This is a genomic window from Streptomyces sp. NPDC096046 (genome assembly GCF_040303285.1).
In the GTDB taxonomy this organism is placed as follows: domain Bacteria; phylum Actinomycetota; class Actinomycetes; order Streptomycetales; family Streptomycetaceae; genus Streptomyces.
Genome location: NZ_JBEOSZ010000008.1, coordinates 73,410 through 96,437 on the forward strand (window position 1 = coordinate 73,410; position 23,028 = coordinate 96,437).

Here is a 23,028-nt window from a genome sequence, read left to right on the forward strand (position 1 = left end):
GTACCTGCCTCGCCGGTGGCTGGTCAGGGGTGCTGTGCGGCGCCCATCATCCTGGTGAAGTCCACGGGGTCGCCCTCGAAACCGCGAAGGCCGGGGCGCATGACCCAGGGGCCGGATCCGTCTCGCACGAACTCCGCGACCACCGCGGCCGTGGCCCCGAGGACACCGCCGAAGTCGTCCTCCGCCAGCACGGTGTACCCCTCACGGATACGCAGCCCGGGATTGCGCACGCTGACGAAGGTGCGCTCCGCCGGGCCCTGCTGTATGACGACACCGACCACCACGCGCGCGTACCGGAGGTCGAGCCGGTCGAGTTCCAGGGTCATGACTTCGTCGTAGCCGAAGCCCTGGCCGTCCTTGCTGTCCCGGTTGAGCGTGATCGTGCCGTCGGGGGAGCGACTGTCGAAGTGCACCACGTACGCGGGGTCGCCGTGCGGACCGTCCGCCGCATAGGTCGCCGCGATGAGGTCCAGGTCGGTGGACGGCTGCCCCGCCGGGCTGGGATCCCACCGCACCGCGATCTCGACCTTGCGAAGACCCTTGTTGAGCCCGTCCACCCAAGTCCCCTTCCCCGTACCGAGCCGTCCGTCGGCCTCAACTGCCGGGCCGTCATGACTGTTTGTCCATCCTGCCACGCGCAGGGGTGCGCGCGTGGGGGAGCGGTCCAGGCGAGAGTGACCGACGCCACGCTCCAGGGCCTTACCATGGCGCGGTGCTGGTCAAGTGGATTCGCTGCACCGTGGTGGACCGCCGCGGTTTCGAGCGGGGGCAGCGAAAGTGGGCGGGGCTTCTGGGGGAGCCGGGGTTTCGCGGGCAGGGGGGTGGCTGGAGCCGGAGGCGGCCGGAGGTGGCGCACGTCTTCGCCTTCTGGGAGAGCCGCGCCTTCTACGACTCCTTCATGGCGCGGTCTCACGACCGGCTCGCGTCGGCCCAGGCGGGCACGTTCAAGGATGCGCAGGTAAGACTCTTCGACTACCGCTTCGACGTGAAGACCGGCTTCGAGCCGCGCTTCACGGACGCCGACCTGCTGCGCGTGGCGCTGTGCCGCATCCACGAGGAGCGGGCAGAGCACTTCGTGCTGATGCAGGAGAAGATCTGGAACCCGGCGATGGCCGGTTCGCCCGGTATGGTGCGCGGACTGTTCGGCGAGGCACCCGGGAACGAGTTCCTGGTGCTGTCGATGTGGCGGTCGGCCGCCGAACACGGAAAGTACCGCACCGAACGCGTGGAACGGCTCGCCCTGAGAGCCCAGACGGAGGCGGACGTGGCGGCGATCACCGGGGACGTGGTGGACATGGAACCGAGCTGGACGGTCTGATTCCGCGCGGTGGCAGCGTGCCCACCGGACGCCCTGGATCCGGAGGGCATAACTCCGGGTGGCTGCGGGGAGAGTGGTTTCGATCGGACGGACGTGCGACGCGTGTGACCTGTGGTGCAGGAATCGTGTGACCTACGCCGTATGGGCGCGGTGGGAGTCCTCGACAGGGCCTCGCCCGATCTAGGGTCTTGGCATGGCACGACCACGGCGCATCGTCCTTGTCCGGCACGGCGAGTCAACGGGCAATGTTGATGACTCCGTCTACGAGCGGGAACCCGACCACGCCCTGGCGCTGACCGAGCGCGGCCGGCGGCAGGCGGAGGCGACCGGCGAGCACCTGCGCGAGCTGTTCGGCGACGAGCGGGTCAGCGTGTACGTATCCCCGTACCGCCGCACGCACGAGACCCTGCGCGCGTTCCACCTCGACCCCGGACTCATACGGGTGCGCGAGGAGCCCAGACTGCGCGAGCAGGACTGGGGCAACTGGCAGGACCGGGACGAGGTCCGCCTCCAGAAGGCCTACCGGGACGCCTACGGCCACTTCTTCTACCGCTTCGTCCAGGGCGAGTCCGGTGCAGACGTCTACGACCGGGTCGGCGGCTTCCTGGAAAGCCTGTTCCGCAGCTTCGAGGACCCCGACCACCCACCGAACGTCCTCATCGTCACCCACGGACTGGCCATGCGGCTGTTCTGCATGCGGTGGTTCCACTGGACGGTCGCGGAGTTCGAGTCGCTGTCGAACCCGGGGAACGGCGAGGTGCGGATGCTCGTTCTGGGGGACGACGGCAAGTACACGCTTGACCGGCCTTTCGACCGCTGGCGAGATCCCGAGCCGTACGGGATCACCGGATAGAGTGGCAGGGCGATGACCGCTGACTCCTCCCCCGACGTGCGCCTGGAGCGCGCCCTGGTCTCCCTGCGCGGACTGTCCGTCGGGGACGCCCTGGGCGCCCAGTACTTCGTGCCGGTGAACTATCCGCTGCTGAAGCGCCGCGAGGTGCCCTCCGGGCCGTGGCAGTGGACGGACGACACGGAGATGGCCGGCTCGGTCGTCGCCGTCCTGGCCGTCCACCACCGCATCGACCAGGACGCCCTGGCCCACTCCTTCGCCGAGCACCACGACTTCGACCGGGGGTACGGCCCCGCGGTCAATCGCATGCTGCGGCTCGTCCGGGAGGGCAGCGACTGGCGGGAACTCGCCGCCGCGCTCTTCAACGGCCAGGGCTCCTGGGGCAACGGCGCGGCGATGCGGATCGCCCCGCTGGGCGCCTGGTACGCGGACGACCCCGAGCAGGCCACGCACCAGGCGGAGATCTCGGCCTACACCACCCACCAGCACCGCGAGGCCGTCGTCGGGGCCATGGCCGTCGCCGCGGCCGCCGCGTTCGCCGCCGCGCCCGAGGGACCGCCCGGGGCCGAATCCCTCTTCGACGGGGTCATCGACCTGGTGCCGAAGAGTGCCGTGGGTGCGGGGTTGCGCCGTGCCCGTGACATGCTCGACTACGGCGACCCGGGCACGGTCGCGGCGGTACTGGGGTGCGGACGGCGTACGACCGCCCACGACACCGTGCCCTTCGCCCTGTGGTCGGCAGCCAGAAGCCTCGGCGACTACGAGCAGGCGTTCTGGACGACCGCCCAGGTCGGCGGGGACGTCGACACCACCTGCGCCATCGTCGGCGGCGTGATCGCGTCGGGGAAGGCTGGGGCACCGCCCGCCGAGTGGATCGAGCGGACGGAACCCCTCCCGGACTGGGTGCCCGCCTCCGTCTGACGGCCGGCACGTGCGCCCCGCTGGAAACTCTCCGTACACCTCGGGAACTCTCCGTGACCGGCCGCTCGTTGTCCCGACATCCGCTGTGCGAGCCGCCAGGCCCCGCAGAGGCCGGAGGCCCGTGTCGGTGTGCTGAGGGGAGTGGTCATGGAGGTTCTGCCGGCTGTTCTTGTCCGCTGGTGGGGCGCTGTCGCACCGTGCGGGGGCCGCATGCGGACGGCCGGAGCGGTGCCCGAGTCGTCCGTCTCCGGTGCGCGCCCCGTCCGGCGTCCGTCCGCCGCGAACCGGCCCGGCGACCCTGGACGGGCCGCTGGGGCCGCTGCCACACCCGCCGCCGAGCCGGTTCGCGGTGCTCTTGTGTCAGCCGAGCCCCGGTCCGGCCGAGCCGGAGAGTGCTTCCAGATCGCTCTTGCGGACTCGGATCACCCACCAGGCCGTGGCCAGGGCGAGCACGGCCATCGCGGCAGCCGGGATGAACGCCGTCGAGATGCCCTGGGCCAGCACCTCGTGCCCCCAGGGCGCGGGCAGTTGCTGCGTCTTGGCGAACTCCGCCTTCTGCGCTGCGGACCCCTCGGCCATGAACCGCGGAAGCTGCTTCTCCGCCTCGTCCTTGGTCGCCGTGCCGAAGACGGTCGTCAGGATGGACAGACCCAGCGCTCCACCCACCTGCTGTGTCGTATTGAGCAACCCGGACGCCGCGCCCGCCTCGTGCGGGGCGACCCCCGAGACGGCGGTGAGGGTCAGCGTCACGAAGTTCAGCCCCATGCCGAAGCCGAACACCAGCATCGGGCCGAGGATCCCTCCGACGTACGAACTGTCGGAGCTGATGAGCGCCTGCCAGGCCAGCCCGATCATCGCGAGCGCGGAGCCCACGAGCATGAAGGGCTTGGGGCCCAGCACCGGCAGGAACCGCTGCGACAGGCCCGCGCCGAGTGCGATCACGACCGTGACCGGAAGGAAGGCGAGTCCCGCTTCGATCGGGCTGTAGCCGAGCACGTTCTGCACGAACAGGACGATGTAGAAGAACATGCCGAACATCGCCGCGGCCAGGCTCAGCATGATCACATACGTGCCCGAGCGATTGCGGTCGGTGAACATCCGCAGCGGGGTGATCGGCTCCTTGGCCCGGGACTCGATGAGCCCGAACGCCAGCAGCAGCACCACCGCGGCGACGAAGGACCCGATGGTGAGGCTGTCCCGCCACCCCTCGTCCGCCGCGCGGATGAAGCCGTAGACCAGGGACGCCATGCCCGCGGTCGAGGTCACCGCACCCGCGATGTCGAAGCGGCCGGTGTGCCGTTCGGACTCGCTGATGTACAGCGGAGTGAGCACGGCTATCAGTACGCCGATCGGCACGTTCACGAAGAGCACCCAGCGCCAGTCGAGCCACTCCGTGAGCATGCCGCCCGCGAGCAGGCCGATGGCACCACCGCCCGCGGAGACCGCGGCGAAGACGCCGAAGGCCCGGTTGCGTTCCGGGCCTTCGGGGAACGTGGTGGTGATGAGCGCCAGCGAGGTGGGCGAGGCGATCGCACCTCCCACGCCCTGCAGAACCCGGGCGGCCAGCAACTGCCATGGCTCCTGGGCGAGCCCGCCGAGCAGCGAGGCGAAGGTGAACAGCAGGATGCCGGTCATGAAGACCCGGCGCCGTCCGAGGATGTCACCGGCGCGGCCGCCGAGGAGCAGCAGGCCGCCGAAGGTGAGTGTGTAGGAGCTGACGACCCAGGTGAGGTCGGTGGTGCTGAACGCGAGCGCGTCTTGAATGTGTGGGAGCGCGATGTTCACAATCGTCGCGTCGAGCACCACCATGAGCTGACAGGCCGCGATGACGGTGAGCGCGATGCCGGGGCGTCCCTCCCGGCGTGCCGCGCCTGGCTTCCGATCTTGGAGCAATGGAGAGGTTGTCACGATGAGTCCCCCACGAGTGTGTTAGTGAACGCTGGCGTTCACTGCCGCGTCAACGGTAGTGAGTCCGCGACAGGGAACGCAAGCGTTCACTTACGGCGCCGTCGTTCGGCACGTCCCCCTGTGTGGCCGTCCGGCGCGCCCCATCCCCGCAATGCCCGCTTGCTCTGCTCGTTGGAGAGTCAGATGGTTACCCCCAGCTGGGCGGATGCTCCCGCTCAGACGGCCGCCCGCCGCCGTGGCGCGGTACTCGAACGCGCGATCCTCGAGGCCGCGCTCGAGCAACTCAGTACGGTCGGCTGGAGCGGCCTGACGATGGAGGGTGTCGCCGCCGGTGCCCAGACCGGCAAGGCGGCGGTCTACCGGCGCTGGCCGTCCAAGGAGGATCTGGTCGCTGACGCCCTGCGTGCCGGGCTGCCGCGGTTCGACGCGGTCCCGGACGAAGGAGGAGTGCGGGAGGACCTGTTGGCGCTGTGTCTGCGGGCGCGTGACGCCATGTTCTCGCGCCCGGGTTTGGCGCTGCGCTCGGTGATTCACGAATGCGACACGGCGCAGGCCGAACGCTTCCACGGTGTGATCTTCGAGGGAGTCGTGGAGCCCACCATGAAGATGCTCCGGGAGGTCGTCGAGCGCGGGATCAAGCGAGGCGAGGTGCGTCCCGAGGCTGCGAACGGCTATGTCTTCGACGCCGTACCGGCGATGATGATGTACCGCTCCAAGATGTGCGGCTGTGAATGGGAGGATCATGAAGTTGAGGAAATGATCGACCAGTTGATGGTTCCGCTGTTGCGGGCCGACGGCGCCTGACGCTCGGGCCGGGGGTGTCGGGCAATGCGTCGGGCGGGCGCTCGGCGGGGGCCTGCGAGGGTCGCGACGCCGCCGGGGCGGACCGGGGTGTCGCGGGCGGTTCCGGGCGGCGTAATCTAGGGACGCCATGCCGTACGAACCGCCTACTCACACCGTCGAGCGCTCCCTTCGAGCCACGACCGGAGCGAAGATCGTTGCAGGTGTCGACGAGGTGGGGCGTGGCGCTTGGGCCGGCCCCGTCACCGTCTGCGCGGCGATCACCGGACTGCGCCGGCCACCCGAGGGGCTCACGGACTCGAAGCTGCTCACCGTCAAGCGACGCACCGCCCTCGCCGAGGAACTGCGGACCTGGGTGACGTCGTTCGCCTTGGGGCATGCCTCCCCGGAGGAGATAGACGCTCTGGGGATGACGGCCGCGCTGCGGCTTGCGGCGGGGCGGGCGCTGGACGCCCTCCCGGTCCGTCCCGACGCGGTGATCCTCGACGGCAAGCACGACTACCTCGGTGCCCCCTGGCGGGTCCGTACGGTGATCAAGGGTGATCAGTCCTGCGTGGCGGTGGCCGCGGCCTCGGTGATCGCCAAGGTGCAGCGCGACAAAATGATGGCCGAACTGGGTATCGACCATGCAGACTTCGGTTTTGCGGACAACGCCGGGTATCCATCCCCCGTGCACAAGGCCGCACTGGCGGAGCGGGGCCCCACCCCCTACCACCGGTTGTCGTGGGCGTATCTTGATGCGCTGCCCCAGTGGCGGCACCTCAAGAAGGTCCGCAGCTGGGTGGACGGAAGCGTTCCGGAAATCGAGGGTCAGCTCGGCTTCGATTTCTGACGGTTTCGTTCGCACGCATGCGCCACCCGCTATCGCGGGCCGTACTAACGTTTGATAAATATCAACTCATGCCTCTCATTCCCGAGGAGCCTCAGATTCACGAGAGCGCCCAGGGTCCCCGCGCTACTCCGGCCAGTGGCCGCACCGCGCCGACCCCCCGTCCTGTACCCGGTCCCCGCCCCGCGGCTTCGTCGCGTCCCGGTCGTCCCGGCCCTCTCCGGCCGGCGCCGCCGGTGCAACGTACGCCGCGCGAGGTGGCCACCAAGCCCGCTCCGTCGGGTCCCGCACCCGGTGCCGCCGCTCCGGTCACCCCGCAGATCCAGCTGATCCCGGCCTCCATGGAAGGCGCGCTCGACGCCGCCGAGGAGGCCGTGGACCTGCTGCTGGACTCCGGTCGTGCACCCGGCGACATCCTGGTGATCACGACCGGGGAGCAGCACCCGTGGGCCACCCACGAGCTGTCCTTCGGTGAAACCTCCTACTGGGCCCAGCACGACGCCGGTGACGACGTCTTCTACACGGACGCCGGAATCGCGGCCCGCGCCGCGTCACGACCGGTGGTCGTGGTGGCCGTCAACGGCGGCCCCGAGGCCGCAGCAGTGAGCGCGCTGTCCCTGGCCCACTCCCGGGCAGGCGCCCTGCTGATCGTCTGCGGCGACCCGCAGCGGATCAACTCGGTGCTCGGCGCGGGCGTCTGAGCCGTGCCGTAGCACCCGGCAGGGTGCCAGGGCGCTCACTTCAGGAGCCGCTGGCGCGGTTTCGTACGGCGGGTGCGTCACGCTGCCCGGAGGACGCGAAGCCCAGGTTGCGCGAAGGCTTCCCCGGCTTCGCCGACACTTCCGTGGCGATGGCGGACTGCCGTGCCTGCGGCCCGGCCGCGGCCGGGCGGGGTGCTCTTCCCGGGCTGTCCGCCCGGGAGCCTGGTGGGCCGGGGCGGGGTCCGGGGCCTGTGCGGAACGGGTGTGTCCGGGACTCAGCGCGCCGCCGCTTCGGCGGAACGGGTGTGCCCGGGACTCAGCTCAGCGTGCCGCCGCTGCGCGGCGCAGCACCTCGGAGGCGCCGCCGGTGCGGGGTATGGGTGGCGGCGTCTCCGACGTGGCGAACGGCTCAGGTGCCGAGGCCGAGTGAGGGCGGCGTCCGCCGCGTCCCTCCCCGAGGACCTGCCAGCCGTCACGGGTCAGCGTGATGTACGCCCCGCAGCGCAGCCCGTGCAGGGTACACGCGTCGCGCAGCCCCCACATCCACGCGCCGTCCTCCTCCGTCCAACGCGCGTCGCCCTCACGGCAGTAGAGCAGTACCGCGGTGCGGACCGGCGTGCGGCGGCGCAGATCGTGCGGTATGACCCGGCGTAGCTGTGCGAGCAGCGCATTGCGGAACATCCAGCCGTCGGCCGGGGCCGAACGGCGCATGAACGAGGCGCTCGCGCACAGCCGCTCGTCCGGGTCGAGCACGGCCACGACAGCAGTCGCCGGCTGCGGGTGGTGCCGGGCGTGCAGTCCACTGACGATCTCGCGGGGGTTGCGCAGGAGTGGGATCCCGGCGGCGGCCCATTCCGCGGGTTCGAGCAAGCGGTTGGCGGAAGCGGCGGATGTCGACGCCGCTACCGAGGCCGGAGCGAATCCGAAGGTCACGGTCCTCCCTTCGGCTACGCGCCCACACTGCGGGCGGGGTCGGGTTCCTGGGAGCGCGCACCGCAGCGAAGCCCTGCCAAAGCGGCGGACGAGCCGTGCGGGAGCGGACTTCAATTCTTCCTGTCGAACTTGAATGCGGCAACGAGCAATTGAGGCAGCCGACCGTTATCAGATGATGCGCGGCTAATATCCCCACCGTCTGTGTCGCCGGACCACCCATGGGGCGTTCGAGCACGACACGTTCGTACGTCATGAGGGCCCGCGGCGTCCAGAGGTGTGCGCCGGTGCAGTCACCCGATGCCGGATGAGCCGTCAGCCCTGCACGGCCAGTACCAGCGGCAACACCCCCTGCGCACCGGAGCGTCGGAGCATGCGGGCCGCGACCGCCAGGGTCCAGCCGGTCTCCGTGTAGTCGTCCAGCAGGAGGACCGGACCCTGTGTTTCGACGAGGGCGGACGCGAGGGCCGGCGGCACCGTCAGGGCGCCGTCGAGCGCCTTCAGCCGCTGGGCGCTGTTGCTCCGGGCCCCCGGGTGGGCGTCGCCGGTGTATTCGACGGCGCCCAGCAGCGGCAGCCGGCCGATCTCCGCGACGCGCGCCGCCAGGGAGTTGATCAGCCGCGGTCGCGTGCGTGAGGCGACCGTGACGACACCGACCGGACGCGGCTGGGCCTCCGGCGCTCCCGGAGCCCACCCGCCGGGGCCTTTCGCCCAGTCGGCCAGCACCTCCACCACGGCCTTCGCCACGTCGTCGGGCACGGGCCCGTCGGGGGCCTGGGGCGACAGCATGGGCCGCAGCCGATTGCCCCAGCCGATGTCCGAAAGACGCCCCAACGCCCGTCCGGGCGCGGCCTGTTCACCGGCCGGGATGCGCCCCTTGAGGTCCACTCCGATCGCCGGCAGGCCGGTGGGCCACATCCGCCGGGGCTCCACCTCGGCACCCGCCCGGCCCAGGTCCACGCGCGCGGCGTCGAGCGCCTCCTCGGACGTGTCGGCGGCGAAACGCGGACCGGCGCAGTTGTCGCAGCGACCGCACGGCTTGGCGGCCTCATCGTCCAGCTGGCGCTGCAGGAACTCCATACGGCAGTCGGTCGTCGACGCGTACGCGCGCATGGCCTGCTGCTCGGCCTCACGCTGACGTGCCACCCACGCGTACCGCTCGGCGTCGTACGACCACGGCTGTCCGGTCGCGATCCAGCCGCCCTTGACCCGCTTCACCGCCCCGTCCACGTCGAGAACCTTGAGCATGGTCTCGAGACGGGAGCGGCGCAGCTCCACCAGAGGTTCCAGAGCAGGCAGCGACAGCGGCTTCTCCGCGTGCGCGAGGACGTCGAGCGTGCGGCGCACCAGGTCTTCGGACGGGAAGGCGAGCGACGCGAAGTACTTCCAGATCGCCTCGTCCTCCTTGCCCGGGAGCAGGAGCACCTCGGCGTGTTCCACACCGCGCCCCGCGCGGCCCACCTGCTGGTAGTAGGCGATGGGGGAGGAGGGCGACCCCAGGTGCACCACGAAGCCCAGGTCGGGCTTGTCGAAGCCCATGCCGAGGGCGGAGGTGGCCACCAGTGCCTTCACCTTGTTGGCGAGCAGGTCCTCCTCGGCCTGCTGGCGATCGGCGTTCTCCGTCTTGCCCGTGTACGACGCGACCGTGTGCCCGCGCTGCCGGAGGAAAGCGGTGACCTCCTCGGCGGCGGCCACGGTGAGGGTGTAGATGATTCCGGACCCCGGCAGGTCGTCGAGGTGCTCGGCGAGCCAGGCCATCCGGTGGGCGGCGTCCGGCAGCCGCAGGACGCTCAGGCTCAGGCTGTCCCGGTCCAGCGGGCCCCGCAGCACAAGCGCGTCCGAGCCGCCGCCGGTGCCGAGCTGTTCCGCGACGTCGGCCGTCACGCGAGCGTTGGCCGTGGCGGTGGTCGCGAGCACCGGCACACCGGGCGGGAGCTCGGCGAGCATCGTCCGCAGACGGCGGTAGTCCGGCCGGAAGTCGTGGCCCCAGTCGGAGATGCAGTGCGCTTCGTCCACCACCAGGAGCCCGGTGGCGGCCGCGAGGCGGGGAAGCACCTGGTCCCGGAAGTCCGGGTTGTTGAGCCGTTCGGGACTCACCAGCAGGACGTCCACCTCGCCCGCGGCGATCTCGTGCTGGACGGTGTCCCACTCCTCGGTGTTGGAGGAGTTGATGGTCCGGGCCCGGATGCCGGCCCGGCCCGCCGCCTCGACCTGGTTCCGCATGAGCGCGAGCAGCGGGGACACGATCACGGTCGGACCGCTGCCCCGCGCCCGCAGCAGCGAGGTCGCCACGAAGTACACCGCGGACTTTCCCCAGCCCGTGCGCTGGACCACGAGGGCGCGTCGTCTGTCGGCGACCAGCGCCTCGATCGCCCGCCACTGGTCCTCGCGCAGGCGGGCCTCCCCCGAGAGATCCCCGACGAGACGGGTGAGGACCGCGTCAGCAGCCGCCCGCAGTTCCGCGTTGCTCGTGTGCTCCATGCGTCCCATACAACAGGACGGCACCGACATCCGGAGCGGCGTACCGAGAGCCGGGGATACACCGGCCTGGGTGACGTGTCCCTGATCGAACTTATCCACAGGGTCAAGCGGAGGTTTGGGTTCCGCGAGATCGTCCTCGTATGACGAACCACAGCGAAACGACCGGATCCCCTGACAACGGTGACATCACCGGGCCTGAGGCGCGAAGCGGGTGCCAGCCCGGTGCGCAGGAGAACACGGGAAGCGACGCGGCCGGGCCGCACACCCCCGGGCCCGCCTACGACAGTCACGGCGGCGAGCACCAGGTCACCCTGCGCACCCCGGCCGAACTCGCCGACGCCCTGCCGTATCTCCTCGGGTACCGCCCCGAGGACAGCATCGTCCTGGTCGCTCTGCACGACAGGGACGGACGAGGGCGGTTCGGAGGCCGGGCCCGGCTGGGTATCCCCGCGAACGCGGACGACTGGCAGTCCGCAGCACGGCAACTGTCCCACGGCCTCGTGAGGGGCAGCGAGCGCCGCGGGGCCCGCCCGGAGTCGATGGTCGCCTTCCTGTGCCAGGAACCGGAGAAGGGCGAGACCGGCCGCCAGGTGATGGAGCGCCTGAGGCCGTTGGCCCAGAGGCTGCGTGTCGAGTGTGGCTCCCTGGACGTGGTGGTGGTCGAGGCCCTGTGCATCTCGGAGGGCCGCTATTGGTCGTACTGCTGCGACAACGCGGCATGCTGCTCTCCCGAGGGAGCACTCATGGGTCTGCCCGGCACCTCCGTGCTGGCCGCAGCGGCCACCTACGCCGGTATCCAGGTACGCGGCACGCTGCGTGAGCTCCGGGCCAGGTTGCTTCCCTGGGAGAGCGCCGCGGCCCTGGAGCAGGAGGCCGCCCTGGACACCGCCAGCATGTCGCTGGTCCCGAAGATCCTCGACGACGTGGGCCGCGCCGCCGTGGCCGACGAAACGCTGGACCTGGCCGGCAGGATTCTGGACCGCTTCGCCGACGCACAGTCTGTCTCCGGAACGCTCCTGGCGGACCTGCGTGACGACGAACTGCTCGGACATGACGAGGCCGCCCGGCTGATCCTCGGTCTCCAGGACCGCGCGACCCGCGACCGCGCGGCCGAGTGGATGGAGGGCGACGAAGCCGCACGCGCCCTTCGCCTCTGGCGGACGCTTGCCCGCCGCTGCGTCGGGTCCTACGGCGAACACGCCGCGGCGCCGCTCACTCTGGCCGGCTGGGTCGCCTGGTCCACCGGCGATGAGCTGGAGGCCCGGGAAGCCCTCGCCATGGCCCTGGGCGCCGATCCCGACTACCTCTTCGCCCGTCTCCTGCACCAGGCCTGCAACGAGGGTCTCGACCCGGAGTCCATCCGCAGTTGTCTGCGGGCGGAGCGCAAGGGCCGTGGGCACGCGGTGGCCGAGCTCTCGAATGCCCCGGCGGACGCTGACGTCCCCGCCGGGTGCGGCACTGCCGCGGCGCCGGACCTCGGGCCTCCGGCCGACCAGCGCCCAGGGGCAGCGATGACGACCGAGTCCGAGCCGAGGGACAAGCCCGCACGGGCAGCGGGCCCGACCGGGCTCGACCCCAGCCCGACCGGGTTCGATCCGTGCGACGGACTCCCGCCGGGTGCGGTGACGACTGCGTCCGAGCCGAGCGGCGAGCGCGCATCGGCAACCGTGCCGTCACGGCGTCGCCGCTGCTTCCGTTCCACCGGCGCGAGCGGCACGGCGGGCGCGAGCGGTACGACGGGCACGGCGGGCACGAGCGGCACGGCGGGCACGGCTGGCGCGAGCGGCACGGCGGGCACGGCTGGCGCGACCGGCATCGCCAACACCCGCGGCACCAGCGGCGTCGCGATCCGCCGCACCGGCGCAAAGGACCGTGACCTGGCCGCACGGACTTCCCGTCGGCGCACACCGGCGGATCTCAGGCATCCTGCCGGTGACGCGGAAACCGGTGCGCGCCCGGGCCGTCCGGCTCCGGCGAATGCGGCCCGGCCAAACAGCGTCCGCCCGGGCGGCACACGAGCGCGTGTGCCGAAGAAGGCGGCCGTGTCCCGCGAGGGCACGGACCAGGAGGGCACGCGGCCCGGACACGGCACGGGCGGCGAGGAATGAGCCTCCGGCGGGCGGCGTCGAGGCGCAGGGGGCCCGGTCGGGCGTGACTCGGAGGGCGCTCACGCCGTTCACCTGAGTGGTGGAACGGCTGGACAGGCTGCGACGCCGCCCCGCCCTGCCCCGTCGGAGGCCTCCGGCACAGGCACCGGCACCGGCGCCCGAACACGAAGAGGCGCACAGAGCGCAGAGGGAGCCTTCCCATGCACCAGCCGACTCCGCCCTCCGCCGCCGACCGCCGCCCCCAGGGCGGGTCTGCGCCGCCCCAAGGATCGAGTCTCGGCCCGCCCGGCACCGGAGCCCGACCGACGGGCGAGGCCGCCCCTCCGCGACCAGCGGCACGGGGTGACGGTTCCGGGCCCGGATTCCCAGCCAGCACCCCGAACCCGTCCATGCCCCCCGGCCCCGACTCGGGCCCGGCGTCGCCATCGGGCCCGGGACGATCATCTCCCCGATGGGTGGGACAGAGCCGTCGCCCCGGTGCGGGTCCCGGGTACGGCCCGACCTCAGCACCCTTCGCTCAGGGGCGGGCTCCGTCCCCGACGGGGCGTACGACTGCGCCCCCTCCCCGTGGCGCCACGGCCTCCGGGCTGCGGTGGTCCGCCGGCCTGCCACCCGCCCACACCGTGATGATCGGTGTCGCCCTCCCCGGCCTTGCCATCTCCACCGAGGAAGGCCAGATGACCGGCCGTGGACTGGAGGGCTTCTACCGTGCCGGCCGGCGCGTGCTCTCGCGGTGCGAGATCCGCGTGGCCGGACGAGAGCCCCTCGCGGTGCAGGCCCGGATGGCCTCCGCCGACCGCGCCAGGTTCGTGGGCACGCTGCGTACGTCCCCGCAGGCCGGCCCGGATCCGGACGTGATCGTGGAGCGCAACCGCTTCGCGGACGGCACGGAGCGGATCACCCTGCACAGCGCGGTTCCCCGCCCGCTCCGGCTGCCGGTGGAGATCGTCCTGGGCACTGACCTGGCCGACCTCGGGGCGATCGCCTCCGGCAACGCTGGGCCCGAACTGCAGGCCAGTGTCCACGGCTCCGGACTGCGCTGGTCCTGCGCGACCGGCAACGCGTCCGTCACGGCAGAACCGCCTCCCCTGGACGCCCTGGCCGCGGCCGGGCTGCTGCGATGGGAGCTGGACCTGCCGCCCGGCGGAAACAGCACCGTGGAGCTGAGAGTGCGGCCGGACGGCGCGGGGCCTCTGCGAGCCGTGGGCCGGACGGCGACCAGCCCCCTCGCCGCGGCCTGCGCGGAGGGCGACGACCCCAGAGTCCCGGCCCTCCTGCGGACGAGCATCGAGGACCTCCAGGCACTTCTCCTGCGTGACTCCGCGAATCCTGCCGACACCCACCTCGCGGCCGGGGCACCCTGGCGCTGCGGTCTCGCCCCTGCCGACGCGCTCGTCGCCGCCCGCATGGTGCTGCCGCTGGGCACCGGCCTCGCCGCTGGAACGCTGCGGATCCTCGCCCGGACCCAACTCACCGGCCCCGGGGCACAGGCCGGAATGATCCCCGGTCCCAGAAGGGACGCCGGGCCGCACCTTCCGCCGCAGTGCACCGGTACGGAGGCCACCCTGCTCTTCCCCGCCCTGCTCGCCGAGGCCCGCCGTTGGGGCCTGCCCGAGCAGGAGACGGACGCGCTGCTGCCCGCCGCCGAGCGCTGTCTGGCCTGGCTGCGGAACGCCGTGGGCGACGGCACCTACCTGCGCGACCCCAGCCCGGGCGGACTCGTCCGCTGCGAGACACAGGCTCACGCCCACCGCGCCGCCCTGCTCGGCGCCGACCTGCTGGACGCTTGCGGCCGGACAGGGGGAGCGGCACTCCGACAGTGGGCGCAGACCCTACGGACCGCGTTCCGCGAGGATTTCTGGCTCGAGGACCGGGGAGGCGGCCGACCCGCGGCAGCCCGAGCCCAGGACGGCAGTCCGGTGCCTCACCTGGGTGCGGCCGCCGTGCACCTCCTCGACACGGGCCTGCTGGGCGGGGGTGAATCAGCTCCGGGTTTGCTCGACAAGGTCCGCACCGAGAACCTCGCCCGGCTGCTCGGCAGCCCGGTCATGGACTCGGGGTGGGGTTTGCGCGGACTGGGCGCGAAGGAGCCGGGCTTCAATCCGTTCGGCCACCGGGCGGGAGCCGTCCGGATCCAGGAGACAGCGCTCGCCGTGGCGGGACTGGCCGTCGCCGGCTACGAGAAGGAGGCCTGCTCGCTGCTGCGCGGCGTACTAGCGGCCGCCGAGAGCTTCACCCACCGGCTGCCCGAGATGTACGCGGGGGAGCAGCGCGCTGAGGGGAGCGCTCCACTGCCGCATCCGGCGGCCTGCCGCCCCGCGGCGACAGCGGCGGCGGGTGGAGTCCTGCTGCTGACCACCCTCGTCGGCATCCGCCCCGACGCCCCGGCAGGGACGGTCACGCTGCGCCCCGTGCGCGGAGCACCCCTCGGCGAGGTCGGCTTCACCGGACTGCGCGTGGCGGGCGCCCCGTTCTCCGTGCGGGTCAGCCGCCTGGGGCTCGCCATGGTCGAGGAGGCGGCCGACGGACTGCAACTGGGCGTATGACCTTTGACGACGTGCCGCTTCAGGACCAAGGGAAGGACAGCGGAGCTCATACGCGACCGAAGTGGATCAGTAAGCGATGTGAGCGGTGAAGGGAGTGTTTATCGTCAGGCAGACGACTATGATCGCCGCATGCCCTACGACCCGTCAGCGTTTCCGCCCTTCGCCGTCACCGTGGACCTGGTCGTGCTGACCGTGCGCCGCCACGCCCTGTGCGCGCTGGCGGTACGCAGGGGCGAACCGCCCTTCCAGGGACGCTGGGCGCTGCCCGGCGGCTTCGTGCGGGCCGACGAGGACCTGGCTCAGGCCGCGGCACGCGAGCTGGCCGAGGAGACCGGACTGCGCGTCCATGACCCGTCCGCCCCGGCCCAGGACAACGGCGCACACCTGGAGCAGTTGGCCACCTACGGCGACCCCGAGCGGGACCCCAGGATGCGGGTCGTCAGCGTCGCCCATCTCGCCCTCGCCCCCGACCTGCCGGCACCCAGGGCCGGCGGAGACGCCAGCAACGCGCGCTGGGCTCCGGTCGAGGAGTTGTTGCGGCAGGGTGGTTACGGGCGTGACGCCGAGCCGGTCGCGCCGCTCGCCTTCGACCACGCGCAGATTCTCGCGGACGGGGTCGAGCGCGCCCGCTCCAAGATCGAGTACTCGTCGCTGGCCACCGCCTTCTGCCCGCCCGAGTTCACGGTGGGGGAACTGCGCCGGGTCTATGAGGCGGTGTGGGGCGTCGCACTGGACCCGCGCAACTTCCACCGCAAGGTGACGGGTACACCCGGCTTCCTCGTTCCCACAGGCGGGACGACCACGCGCCAGGGCGGACGCCCGGCCCAGCTCTTCCGCGCGGGAGGGGCGACGCTGCTCAACCCTCCGATGCTGCGCCCCGAGGTCTGACCGGCGGCCCGGGTGCGGGCCTGGCCGGGCCCGGAACTCGAGCCGGTCACCGTCCGGCACCGGCGCCCGGGGCCCGACCCGGTCACAGCCACCGGCACCGGGCCAGGAATCCCGACCCGGTCACAGCCCGGCACCGGGCCAGCAATCCCGACCCGGTCACAGCCCGGCAAGAGGTGACCGTCCCGCCCCGGGGAGACCTCCGGGTACCCGGAATATCGGGCATATCGCGCTATCTTCCTGTGGGTGATCCAGGCCTTCGGACTGACCAGCAATCCCCGTAAAAAGCTACCGCCCGCAGCCGACGACGTCTCCTTCGAGGCGCGGGCGGGTCGCATCACCGCGCTGCTCGGAGCACCGGGCGCCGGCAAGACGACGGTCCTCAGACTCATGCTCGAGCTCCAACAGGGTCGCGGCATCACCCACTTCCGGGGCCGCCCGCTGCACCGCATCGCCCATCCCTCGCGCGAGGTCGGTGTGCTGCTGGGCGATGTGCCCGGACACCCCGCCCGCACGGTCCGCGGTCATCTGCGCATGCTGTGCGCCGCCGCGGGGGTTCCGGCCCGGCGCGCCGACGAAGTCCTCGAGGCGGTCGGGCTCGTGAGCCTGCGCGACGAGCGCCTCGGCGCCCTCTCCCTGGGCATGGACCGTCGCCTCGGACTGGCCTGCGTCCTCCTGGCCGACCCGCACACCCTCGTCCTCGACGACCCGGCCGACGGGCTCTGCGTGCGCGAGAGCGCGTGGCTGCACGGCATGCTGCGCGCCCACGCCGCTCAGGGTGGCACGGTCCTGTTCACCACGGCCGACCCCAAGGGGGCCGCGCGGACCGCCGACCGCGTCGTCACCCTGGAACAGGGCAGACTCGTGGCCGACCAGGAGGTCGCGGAGTTCTCACGCACCCGCCTGCGCCCCCGTGTCGCCGTACGCAGCCCGCACGCGGCCCGTCTGGCCGCTCTCCTGGCCAAACAGGCGCGCACCGCGCAGCGCTCCGTCGAAGTCGTCCACGAGGGCGGCAATCGCCTGTCCGTGTACGGCGGTACCTGCGCGGACATCGGCGAGGTCGCCTTCCGCCACGGCATCGTGGTCCACCAACTCGCCGATGAGATCGGGGACATGGGTCCCGGTGCGGGCCTCGATCGGGCGAGCGTGCCGGGTGACCGAACTCTTGCCGAGCCGGGGCACGCAACTGACACGCGACGGACGGTCTTCGCGCTCCGGCCCGGAGAAGAGGTGCTGTCTCCCGACCCGTCGAGGCCGGCCGAAACGGACCCCGCGGCAGCGGACACGACCGAACCGCGCCCCACGCTTGAACCGCGGTCCCTCGCAGACCTGCCGGAGCCGGGCATGGACGGGACGCCGCCCTCCTCGGGACCGCCGCCGGCCGCCGCCGAGCTCTTGGACGCCTCCCCGGGCAACCGCATGACCAAGGTTCCCCCGGCGGATACGGCACCCTCCCCGCCGCGGGCACCTCACGTCACCGGCGCCCGCACGCCTCGCGCACTCGACGCACTGCCCCCGCTGCCGCCCCCCATCTCCGTCCGCCCCGCCCCCAGCCCCCTTCGCCCCCTCCGGTACGAGATCCGCCGTGCCGCCGGGATCGGCACCGGGTTCCTGACCGGGGCCGTCGTGCTCGTCGTGTCCGCGGTGACCGCCGTGGTGCTCGCGCGCATCGGACACACCCCGCAGCCGCGCCTCCTGGCCGCGTGGCCGCGCGAGCTGCCCCTGCCGCCCGCGGCGCTGGGTGCGGGACTGCTCGGCGCGCTGGCCTTCGGCGACGAGTTCCGCCACCCCGCCCTGGCCGCGGATCGCGGCACCGTGCCCCGCCGGCTGGGGCTGCTGGCCGCCAAACTGCTCGTCTCCTCGGCCACCGCGCTGATGCTGGCCGCCCTCACCGTCGGCTGCGACGCCGAAGTGCTCTATCTCGTCTACGGACGGGAGCTCGCCCAGGTCCCCGCGGACTGGTTGCCGCTGAGTGCGAGTTGGATCGGGCTCGTGGTCGGCTGCGCCTGGGCCGGCGTACTGGCCGCGGGTGTCTTCCGGTCCACCACCGCCGGGCTCGCCGCCGTGGCGGCCGTTCCCCTCCTCGTCGTGCCCGTCGTGCACAGGCTCGTGGAGGGACCGTCCGTGCGAACCGCGGCCGGACTCCCCGTGCGGCTGCGCGAGGCCTTCCTGCCGCGATGGCCCTTCGGGGGAGAGCGCTACCTGGACGCCGCTCTGACGGTGATCTCCCAACCCGTCGGCGGTGCGCTGACGTTGTCGCTGACCGCGCTGCTCTGCGCGTATCTCCTCACCACGTTGCGCGGCAGGTTCCGGTGACGACTGTCCGTAACCCTTAGTCCGGCCATGCGCACAACTCCCCGCAGACCGCCCATTTCTTTCCGATAAGGCGTCAATTGCGACGGGGTGAGCGATCACCCTTTCGTGTGCTTTTCACCAAAGACCTCAAGGGAGTTGGAGACGACGCCGACAAAGGATGCGTGAGTACCCTTGCGCACACCATGATGACCGCCGCCCGCTCCGCTGACTCCGGCCTCTCGAGCCCGGGCGAACTCGACCGCTACCCGTACGCCGAGGCGCCCGCCGTCGACCGCGTCGGGATCCCTGCCTGGGAGGGCGCGGACCCCGAGCTGGGCCGTGTGGGCCGACGTGCCGCGGGCAGCCGCGGGCGCGGGCTGCACGGCCAACTCGTCCAGCAGCTGGGTCAGATGATCGTCTCCGGCGACCTGGGCGCCGACCGCCCGCTGGTGCCGGAGGAGATCGGCCAGCGTTTCGAGGTCTCCCGCACCGTCGTCCGCGAGTCGCTCCGCGTCCTGGAGGCCAAGGGGTTGGTGAGCGCCCGCCCGAACGTCGGCACGCGTGTGCGCCCCGTCAGTGACTGGAACCTCCTCGACCCGGACATCATCGAGTGGCGGGCCTTCGGACCGCAGCGCGACGACCAGCGGCGCGAGCTGAGCGAGCTGCGGTGGACGATCGAGCCGCTCGCCGCCCGCCTCGCCGCCGGGCACGGGCGCGAGGATGTCCAGCAGCGTCTGGCGGACATGGTGGAGATCATGGGACACGCCATGGCCCAGGGCGATGCGCTCACCTTCTCCCGCGCCGATTCCGAGTTCCACTCGCTCCTCATCCAGGTCGCGGGCAACCGCATGCTGGAGCATCTCTCCGGGATCGTGTCCGCGGCCCTTCAGGTCTCGGGCAACCCGGTCACGGGCTGTGACCGGCCGAACGAGGCCTCGCTGGCGCATCACGGCCGCATCTGTGACGCCCTCGCCACCGGCGACGGAGGGGCGGCCGAAGCGGCCATGCGTCAACTTCTCATGGTCCATCCCGAGGTGGAACGGGTCGTGCCCGCGCCGCGCGAGCACTGAGACCCGTTCCGCGGGCGGCGCGGCCGGGTGTGCCACCCCCCTCCTGTGGCAGTGCCTGATCGGTGATCCGCCTCCCGTCGGACCCCGTGGGATCCTCGTGATCCTGCGGGGTCCGACGGCGCGAGGGGCCCAGGGCCCGGCGAGACGGCCGGATCGCTACCACATGTGACCCCATCTGTACGCGCATGACCTTTTTTGTCCGCTTACGGGGTGTGACTCGGGCCACGCGGATTGGGCGTAACGCTCGCGCGAAGAACGCGATGACCTAAGAGGTGACAGCCGCGGAGGGAATACGGACGCCGTTCACGGCGCTGTGCATCTTCCCGGCCCCCGCCCGCGCCGTCGGCCCATCCCCAAGCCGGCGGTCGGCTCCGGTCCTCTGTGGACGGGGCCGGAAGCCGTTTTCCAACGTTCCGAGAGGTTGTTCGTGTCGGCCAGCACATCCCGTACGCTCCCGCCGGAGATCGCCGAGTCCGTCTCTGTCATGGCGCTCATTGAGCGGGGAAAGGCTGAGGGGCAGATCGCCGGCGATGACGTGCGTCGGGCCTTCGAAGCTGACCAGATTCCGGCCACTCAGTGGAAGAACGTACTGCGCAGCCTCAACCAGATCCTCGAGGAAGAGGGTGTGACGCTGATGGTCAGTGCCGCAGAGCCCAAGCGCACCCGAAAGAGCGTCGCAGCGAAGAGTCCCGCCAAGCGCACCGCCACCAAGACGGTCGCGGCCAAGGCGGTGACCACCCGGAAGGCCACCGCCACCGCCACGCCGGCGGCACCCGCCTCCGAGCCCGCCGTCGAGGAGGAGCCCGCCAAGAAGGCGGCTGCCAAGAAGACGACCGCCAAGAAGGCGACCGCGAAGAAGACCGTCGCCAAGAAGGCGGCGGCCAAGAAGACCAGCGCCAAGAAGGACGACGCCGAGATCCTCGAGGAGGAGGTGCTCGAGGAGGCGGCCCCCGGCAAGGCCGGTGAGGAGCCCGAGGCCCCCGCCGAGAACGCCGGCTTCGTGCTCTCCGACGAGGACGAGGACGACGCGCCCGCCCAGCAGGTCGCCGCCGCCGGTGCCACCGCCGACCCGGTCAAGGACTACCTCAAGCAGATCGGCAAGGTCCCCCTGCTCAACGCCGAGCAGGAGGTCGAGCTCGCCAAGCGCATCGAGGCGGGTCTGTTCGCCGAGGACAAGCTGTCCAACGCCGACAAGCTGGCTCCGAAGCTCAAGCGCGAGCTGGAGATCATCGCCGAGGACGGCCGCCGCGCCAAGAACCACCTGCTGGAGGCCAACCTCCGTCTGGTGGTCTCCCTGGCCAAGCGCTACACCGGACGCGGCATGCTCTTCCTGGACCTCATCCAGGAGGGCAACCTCGGTCTGATCCGCGCGGTCGAGAAGTTCGACTACACCAAGGGCTACAAGTTCTCCACGTACGCCACCTGGTGGATCCGTCAGGCGATCACCCGTGCCATGGCCGACCAGGCCCGCACCATCCGTATCCCGGTGCACATGGTCGAGGTCATCAACAAGCTCGCGCGCGTGCAGCGCCAGATGCTCCAGGACCTGGGCCGCGAGCCCACCCCGGAGGAGCTGGCCAAGGAGCTCGACATGACCCCGGAGAAGGTCATCGAGGTCCAGAAGTACGGCCGCGAGCCCATCTCGCTGCACACCCCGCTCGGCGAGGACGGCGACAGCGAGTTCGGTGACCTCATCGAGGACTCCGAGGCGGTCGTCCCGGCCGACGCGGTCAGCTTCACACTCCTGCAGGAGCAGCTGCACTCCGTCCTGGACACCCTCTCCGAGCGCGAGGCGGGCGTCGTCTCGATGCGCTTCGGTCTCACCGACGGTCAGCCGAAGACCCTCGACGAGATCGGCAAGGTCTACGGCGTCACGCGTGAGCGGATCCGCCAGATCGAGTCCAAGACCATGTCGAAGCTGCGCCACCCGTCCCGTTCGCAGGTGCTGCGCGACTACCTCGACTGAGCGCGGTCCCACGACACGCAAGGCCCGGTTCCCCGAGGGGGGCCGGGCCTTCGTGATGCCGTCCAGCAGCGGGTGCGGGGTCCTGCGGGATGGATCACTCTGGGTGTCCCACGAACATCACGGAGTGAGGAGTGCGTATGCGTCGCCGACCGGCACGAGCTCTGGTCCTGCCGCTGGCCCTGGCAGCCGCGGTGCCCGCCCTGTCGATGGGCTCCAGTGCCCCTGTGGCTGCCGACAGCGTGGTCATAGGGGGTTTCCCCGTCGAGGCGTCCCAGAGCCCGTGGACGGTGGCCCTGTCCAGTCGTGACCGGTTCGGGGGTATGCGCGCCGGGCAGTTCTGCGGCGGCGCGGTGGTCGGGCCCACCACGGTGCTCACTGCGGCCCACTGTCTGGACGAGGGCGTGCTCGGCGGGCCGCCGGAGCGAGTGCGGGACCTCCGGGTCATAGCGGGGCGCACGGATCTGCAGACGGGCACCGGAGGCCGGGAGATCGCCGTGCGCAGCACCTGGGTGAATCCCGCCTATGACGGAGTCACCAACGCCGGGGACTTCGCGGTACTCACCCTGACGGAACCGCTTCCCGGTGACTCGGTCATCCCCATGGCGGCCGATGGCGACCCCGCCTATGCGGCGGGTGGGGCCGCGACGGTGTACGGGTGGGGCGACACCTCGGGCGCCGGCGACTATTCGAGCGGTCTGCGGGCGGCACGTGTACGCGTACTCCCCGACGCTCTGTGTCAGGAGGCGTATCCGGGCGGTGCCGCCGGCACCTACGACGCCACCGGCATGTTGTGCGCCGGGGAGGTCGAGGGGGGCCGGGACGCCTGCCAGGGAGACAGCGGCGGGCCGCTGGTCGCCCAGGGGCGGTTGATCGGGCTCGTGTCCTGGGGGGTCGGCTGTGGCCGGGCCGGCAGCCCTGGGGTGTACACGCGAGTGTCCGACATCATGCGGAGGCTTGGCTGGACACGGGCTTCGGAAGGTAGGTGAAGCGTCCGGCGAAGCCCGGTGCAGGCTTGGGGATGAGGACGGGCGGTTGCCTCTGGTGACCAGAGGCAACCGCCCGTTCACCGGCCTGTGCCGGGCTGGCTCGTCGTCGGACGCGAGGTGTCAGCGCTCTTCTTCGGCAGTCGCGGGAGCGGACGTGAGCCGCTCCGTCTCGTCCTGTATCTCAGCGGCGATCTTCTTGAGTTCCGGCTCGAACTTGCGACCGTGGTGGGCGCAGAAGAGCAGTTCGCCGCCGCTGACCAGGACGACGCGCAGGTACGCCTGGGCGCCGCAGCGGTCGCAGCGATCAGCGGCCGTCAGCGGGCTCGCGGGGGTCAGAACAGTAGTCACGTCGCCTCTTCTCTAGCTCGACGAGCTGTCGTACCAGGGTCAACATCCAACCAGCCCCAAAACGTTCCCGCTCGTGGCTTTTCCT

Annotated in this window: 18 protein-coding genes; 13 read left to right on the forward strand and 5 right to left on the reverse strand. The window is 71.6% G+C overall.

Translation table 11 applies throughout. From position 1 onward, the window contains the following. Window positions 1-23: 23 nt before the first annotated feature. Window positions 24-557: a TerD family protein gene (locus ABTX62_RS09780; RefSeq protein WP_352115656.1), complete on the reverse strand. Its 534-nt coding sequence runs from the start codon at window positions 555-557 to the stop codon at window positions 24-26. Window positions 558-712: 155 nt separating this feature from the next. Here ABTX62_RS09780 and ABTX62_RS09785 point away from each other — a divergent pair, with 155 nt between their 5' ends. From ABTX62_RS09785 to ABTX62_RS09795, 3 genes are all read left to right on the forward strand, one after another. Then, window positions 713-1,318: a YdbC family protein gene (locus ABTX62_RS09785; protein ID WP_352115657.1), complete on the forward strand. Its 606-nt coding sequence runs from the start codon at window positions 713-715 to the stop codon at window positions 1,316-1,318. A gap of 193 nt (window positions 1,319-1,511) precedes the next feature. Further along, on the forward strand, window positions 1,512-2,171 hold the full coding sequence (locus ABTX62_RS09790) for a histidine phosphatase family protein (protein ID WP_352115658.1): 660 nt from the start codon (window positions 1,512-1,514) through the stop codon (window positions 2,169-2,171). A gap of 12 nt (window positions 2,172-2,183) precedes the next feature. Next, entirely contained in the window at window positions 2,184-3,089 is a 906-nt protein-coding gene (locus ABTX62_RS09795; protein WP_352115659.1) for an ADP-ribosylglycohydrolase family protein, read from the forward strand. A gap of 360 nt (window positions 3,090-3,449) precedes the next feature. On the opposite strand, the gene ABTX62_RS09800 is transcribed toward ABTX62_RS09795, so the two are convergent. Further along, entirely contained in the window at window positions 3,450-4,997 is a 1,548-nt protein-coding gene (locus ABTX62_RS09800) for an MFS transporter (protein ID WP_352115660.1), read from the reverse strand. Window positions 4,998-5,180: 183 nt separating this feature from the next. On the opposite strand from ABTX62_RS09800, the gene ABTX62_RS09805 reads away from it, so the two are divergent. The 3 genes from ABTX62_RS09805 (at window position 5,181) to ABTX62_RS09815 (ending at window position 7,328) form a co-directional block, all read left to right on the forward strand. Further along, window positions 5,181-5,801, forward strand: a complete 621-nt coding sequence (locus ABTX62_RS09805) for a TetR/AcrR family transcriptional regulator (protein ID WP_352115661.1) — start codon at window positions 5,181-5,183, stop codon at window positions 5,799-5,801. Between the two features lie 127 nt (window positions 5,802-5,928). Beyond that, on the forward strand, window positions 5,929-6,630 hold the full coding sequence (gene rnhB, locus ABTX62_RS09810) for a ribonuclease HII (RefSeq protein WP_352115662.1): 702 nt from the start codon (window positions 5,929-5,931) through the stop codon (window positions 6,628-6,630). A gap of 68 nt (window positions 6,631-6,698) precedes the next feature. Continuing rightward, window positions 6,699-7,328 carry a hypothetical protein gene (locus tag ABTX62_RS09815; protein WP_352115663.1) on the forward strand — a complete coding sequence of 210 codons (630 nt, stop codon included), beginning with the start codon at window positions 6,699-6,701 and terminating at the stop codon, window positions 7,326-7,328. 321 nt (window positions 7,329-7,649) lie between these two features. Here the strand turns inward: ABTX62_RS09815 and ABTX62_RS09820 are convergent, their stop codons facing one another. Together ABTX62_RS09820 and ABTX62_RS09825 are read right to left on the reverse strand one after the other, a co-directional pair. Further along, window positions 7,650-8,261: a hypothetical protein gene (locus tag ABTX62_RS09820; RefSeq protein ID WP_352115664.1), complete on the reverse strand. Its 612-nt coding sequence runs from the start codon at window positions 8,259-8,261 to the stop codon at window positions 7,650-7,652. A 312-nt stretch (window positions 8,262-8,573) separates the two neighbouring features. Beyond that, window positions 8,574-10,739, reverse strand: coding sequence for a RecQ family ATP-dependent DNA helicase (locus tag ABTX62_RS09825; RefSeq protein ID WP_352115665.1), 2,166 nt, complete (start codon window positions 10,737-10,739; stop codon window positions 8,574-8,576). Window positions 10,740-10,879: 140 nt separating this feature from the next. Between ABTX62_RS09825 and ABTX62_RS09830 the strand changes: the two genes are divergently transcribed. The 7 genes from ABTX62_RS09830 (at window position 10,880) to ABTX62_RS09860 (ending at window position 22,595) form a co-directional block, all read left to right on the forward strand. Then, a complete protein-coding gene (locus ABTX62_RS09830; RefSeq protein ID WP_352115666.1) occupies window positions 10,880-12,847 on the forward strand; it encodes a DUF4192 domain-containing protein in 1,968 nt (655 codons plus the stop codon). A gap of 677 nt (window positions 12,848-13,524) precedes the next feature. Then, window positions 13,525-15,393 (forward strand): glycogen debranching N-terminal domain-containing protein, encoded by a 1,869-nt coding sequence (locus tag ABTX62_RS09835; RefSeq protein ID WP_502997931.1) that lies wholly within the window; start codon window positions 13,525-13,527, stop codon window positions 15,391-15,393. 129 nt (window positions 15,394-15,522) lie between these two features. Beyond that, window positions 15,523-16,281: an NUDIX hydrolase gene (locus ABTX62_RS09840; protein ID WP_283972825.1), complete on the forward strand. Its 759-nt coding sequence runs from the start codon at window positions 15,523-15,525 to the stop codon at window positions 16,279-16,281. Window positions 16,282-16,524: 243 nt separating this feature from the next. Further along, window positions 16,525-18,594: an ABC transporter ATP-binding protein gene (locus ABTX62_RS09845; protein ID WP_352115668.1), complete on the forward strand. Its 2,070-nt coding sequence runs from the start codon at window positions 16,525-16,527 to the stop codon at window positions 18,592-18,594. A gap of 161 nt (window positions 18,595-18,755) precedes the next feature. Beyond that, the gene (locus tag ABTX62_RS09850; RefSeq protein ID WP_352115669.1) at window positions 18,756-19,643 is read left to right on the forward strand and encodes a FadR/GntR family transcriptional regulator; all 888 of its coding nucleotides are present in this window, start codon (window positions 18,756-18,758) and stop codon (window positions 19,641-19,643) included. Between the two features lie 427 nt (window positions 19,644-20,070). Then, the gene (locus ABTX62_RS09855; protein ID WP_352115670.1) at window positions 20,071-21,609 is read left to right on the forward strand and encodes an RNA polymerase sigma factor; all 1,539 of its coding nucleotides are present in this window, start codon (window positions 20,071-20,073) and stop codon (window positions 21,607-21,609) included. Between the two features lie 137 nt (window positions 21,610-21,746). Further along, entirely contained in the window at window positions 21,747-22,595 is an 849-nt protein-coding gene (locus ABTX62_RS09860) for a S1 family serine peptidase (RefSeq protein ID WP_352115671.1), read from the forward strand. A 120-nt stretch (window positions 22,596-22,715) separates the two neighbouring features. On the opposite strand, the gene ABTX62_RS09865 is transcribed toward ABTX62_RS09860, so the two are convergent. Further along, complete coding sequence (locus tag ABTX62_RS09865; RefSeq protein WP_352115672.1) at window positions 22,716-22,943, reverse strand: DUF7455 domain-containing protein; 228 nt, start codon at window positions 22,941-22,943, stop codon at window positions 22,716-22,718. Window positions 22,944-23,028: the final 85 nt, after the last annotated feature.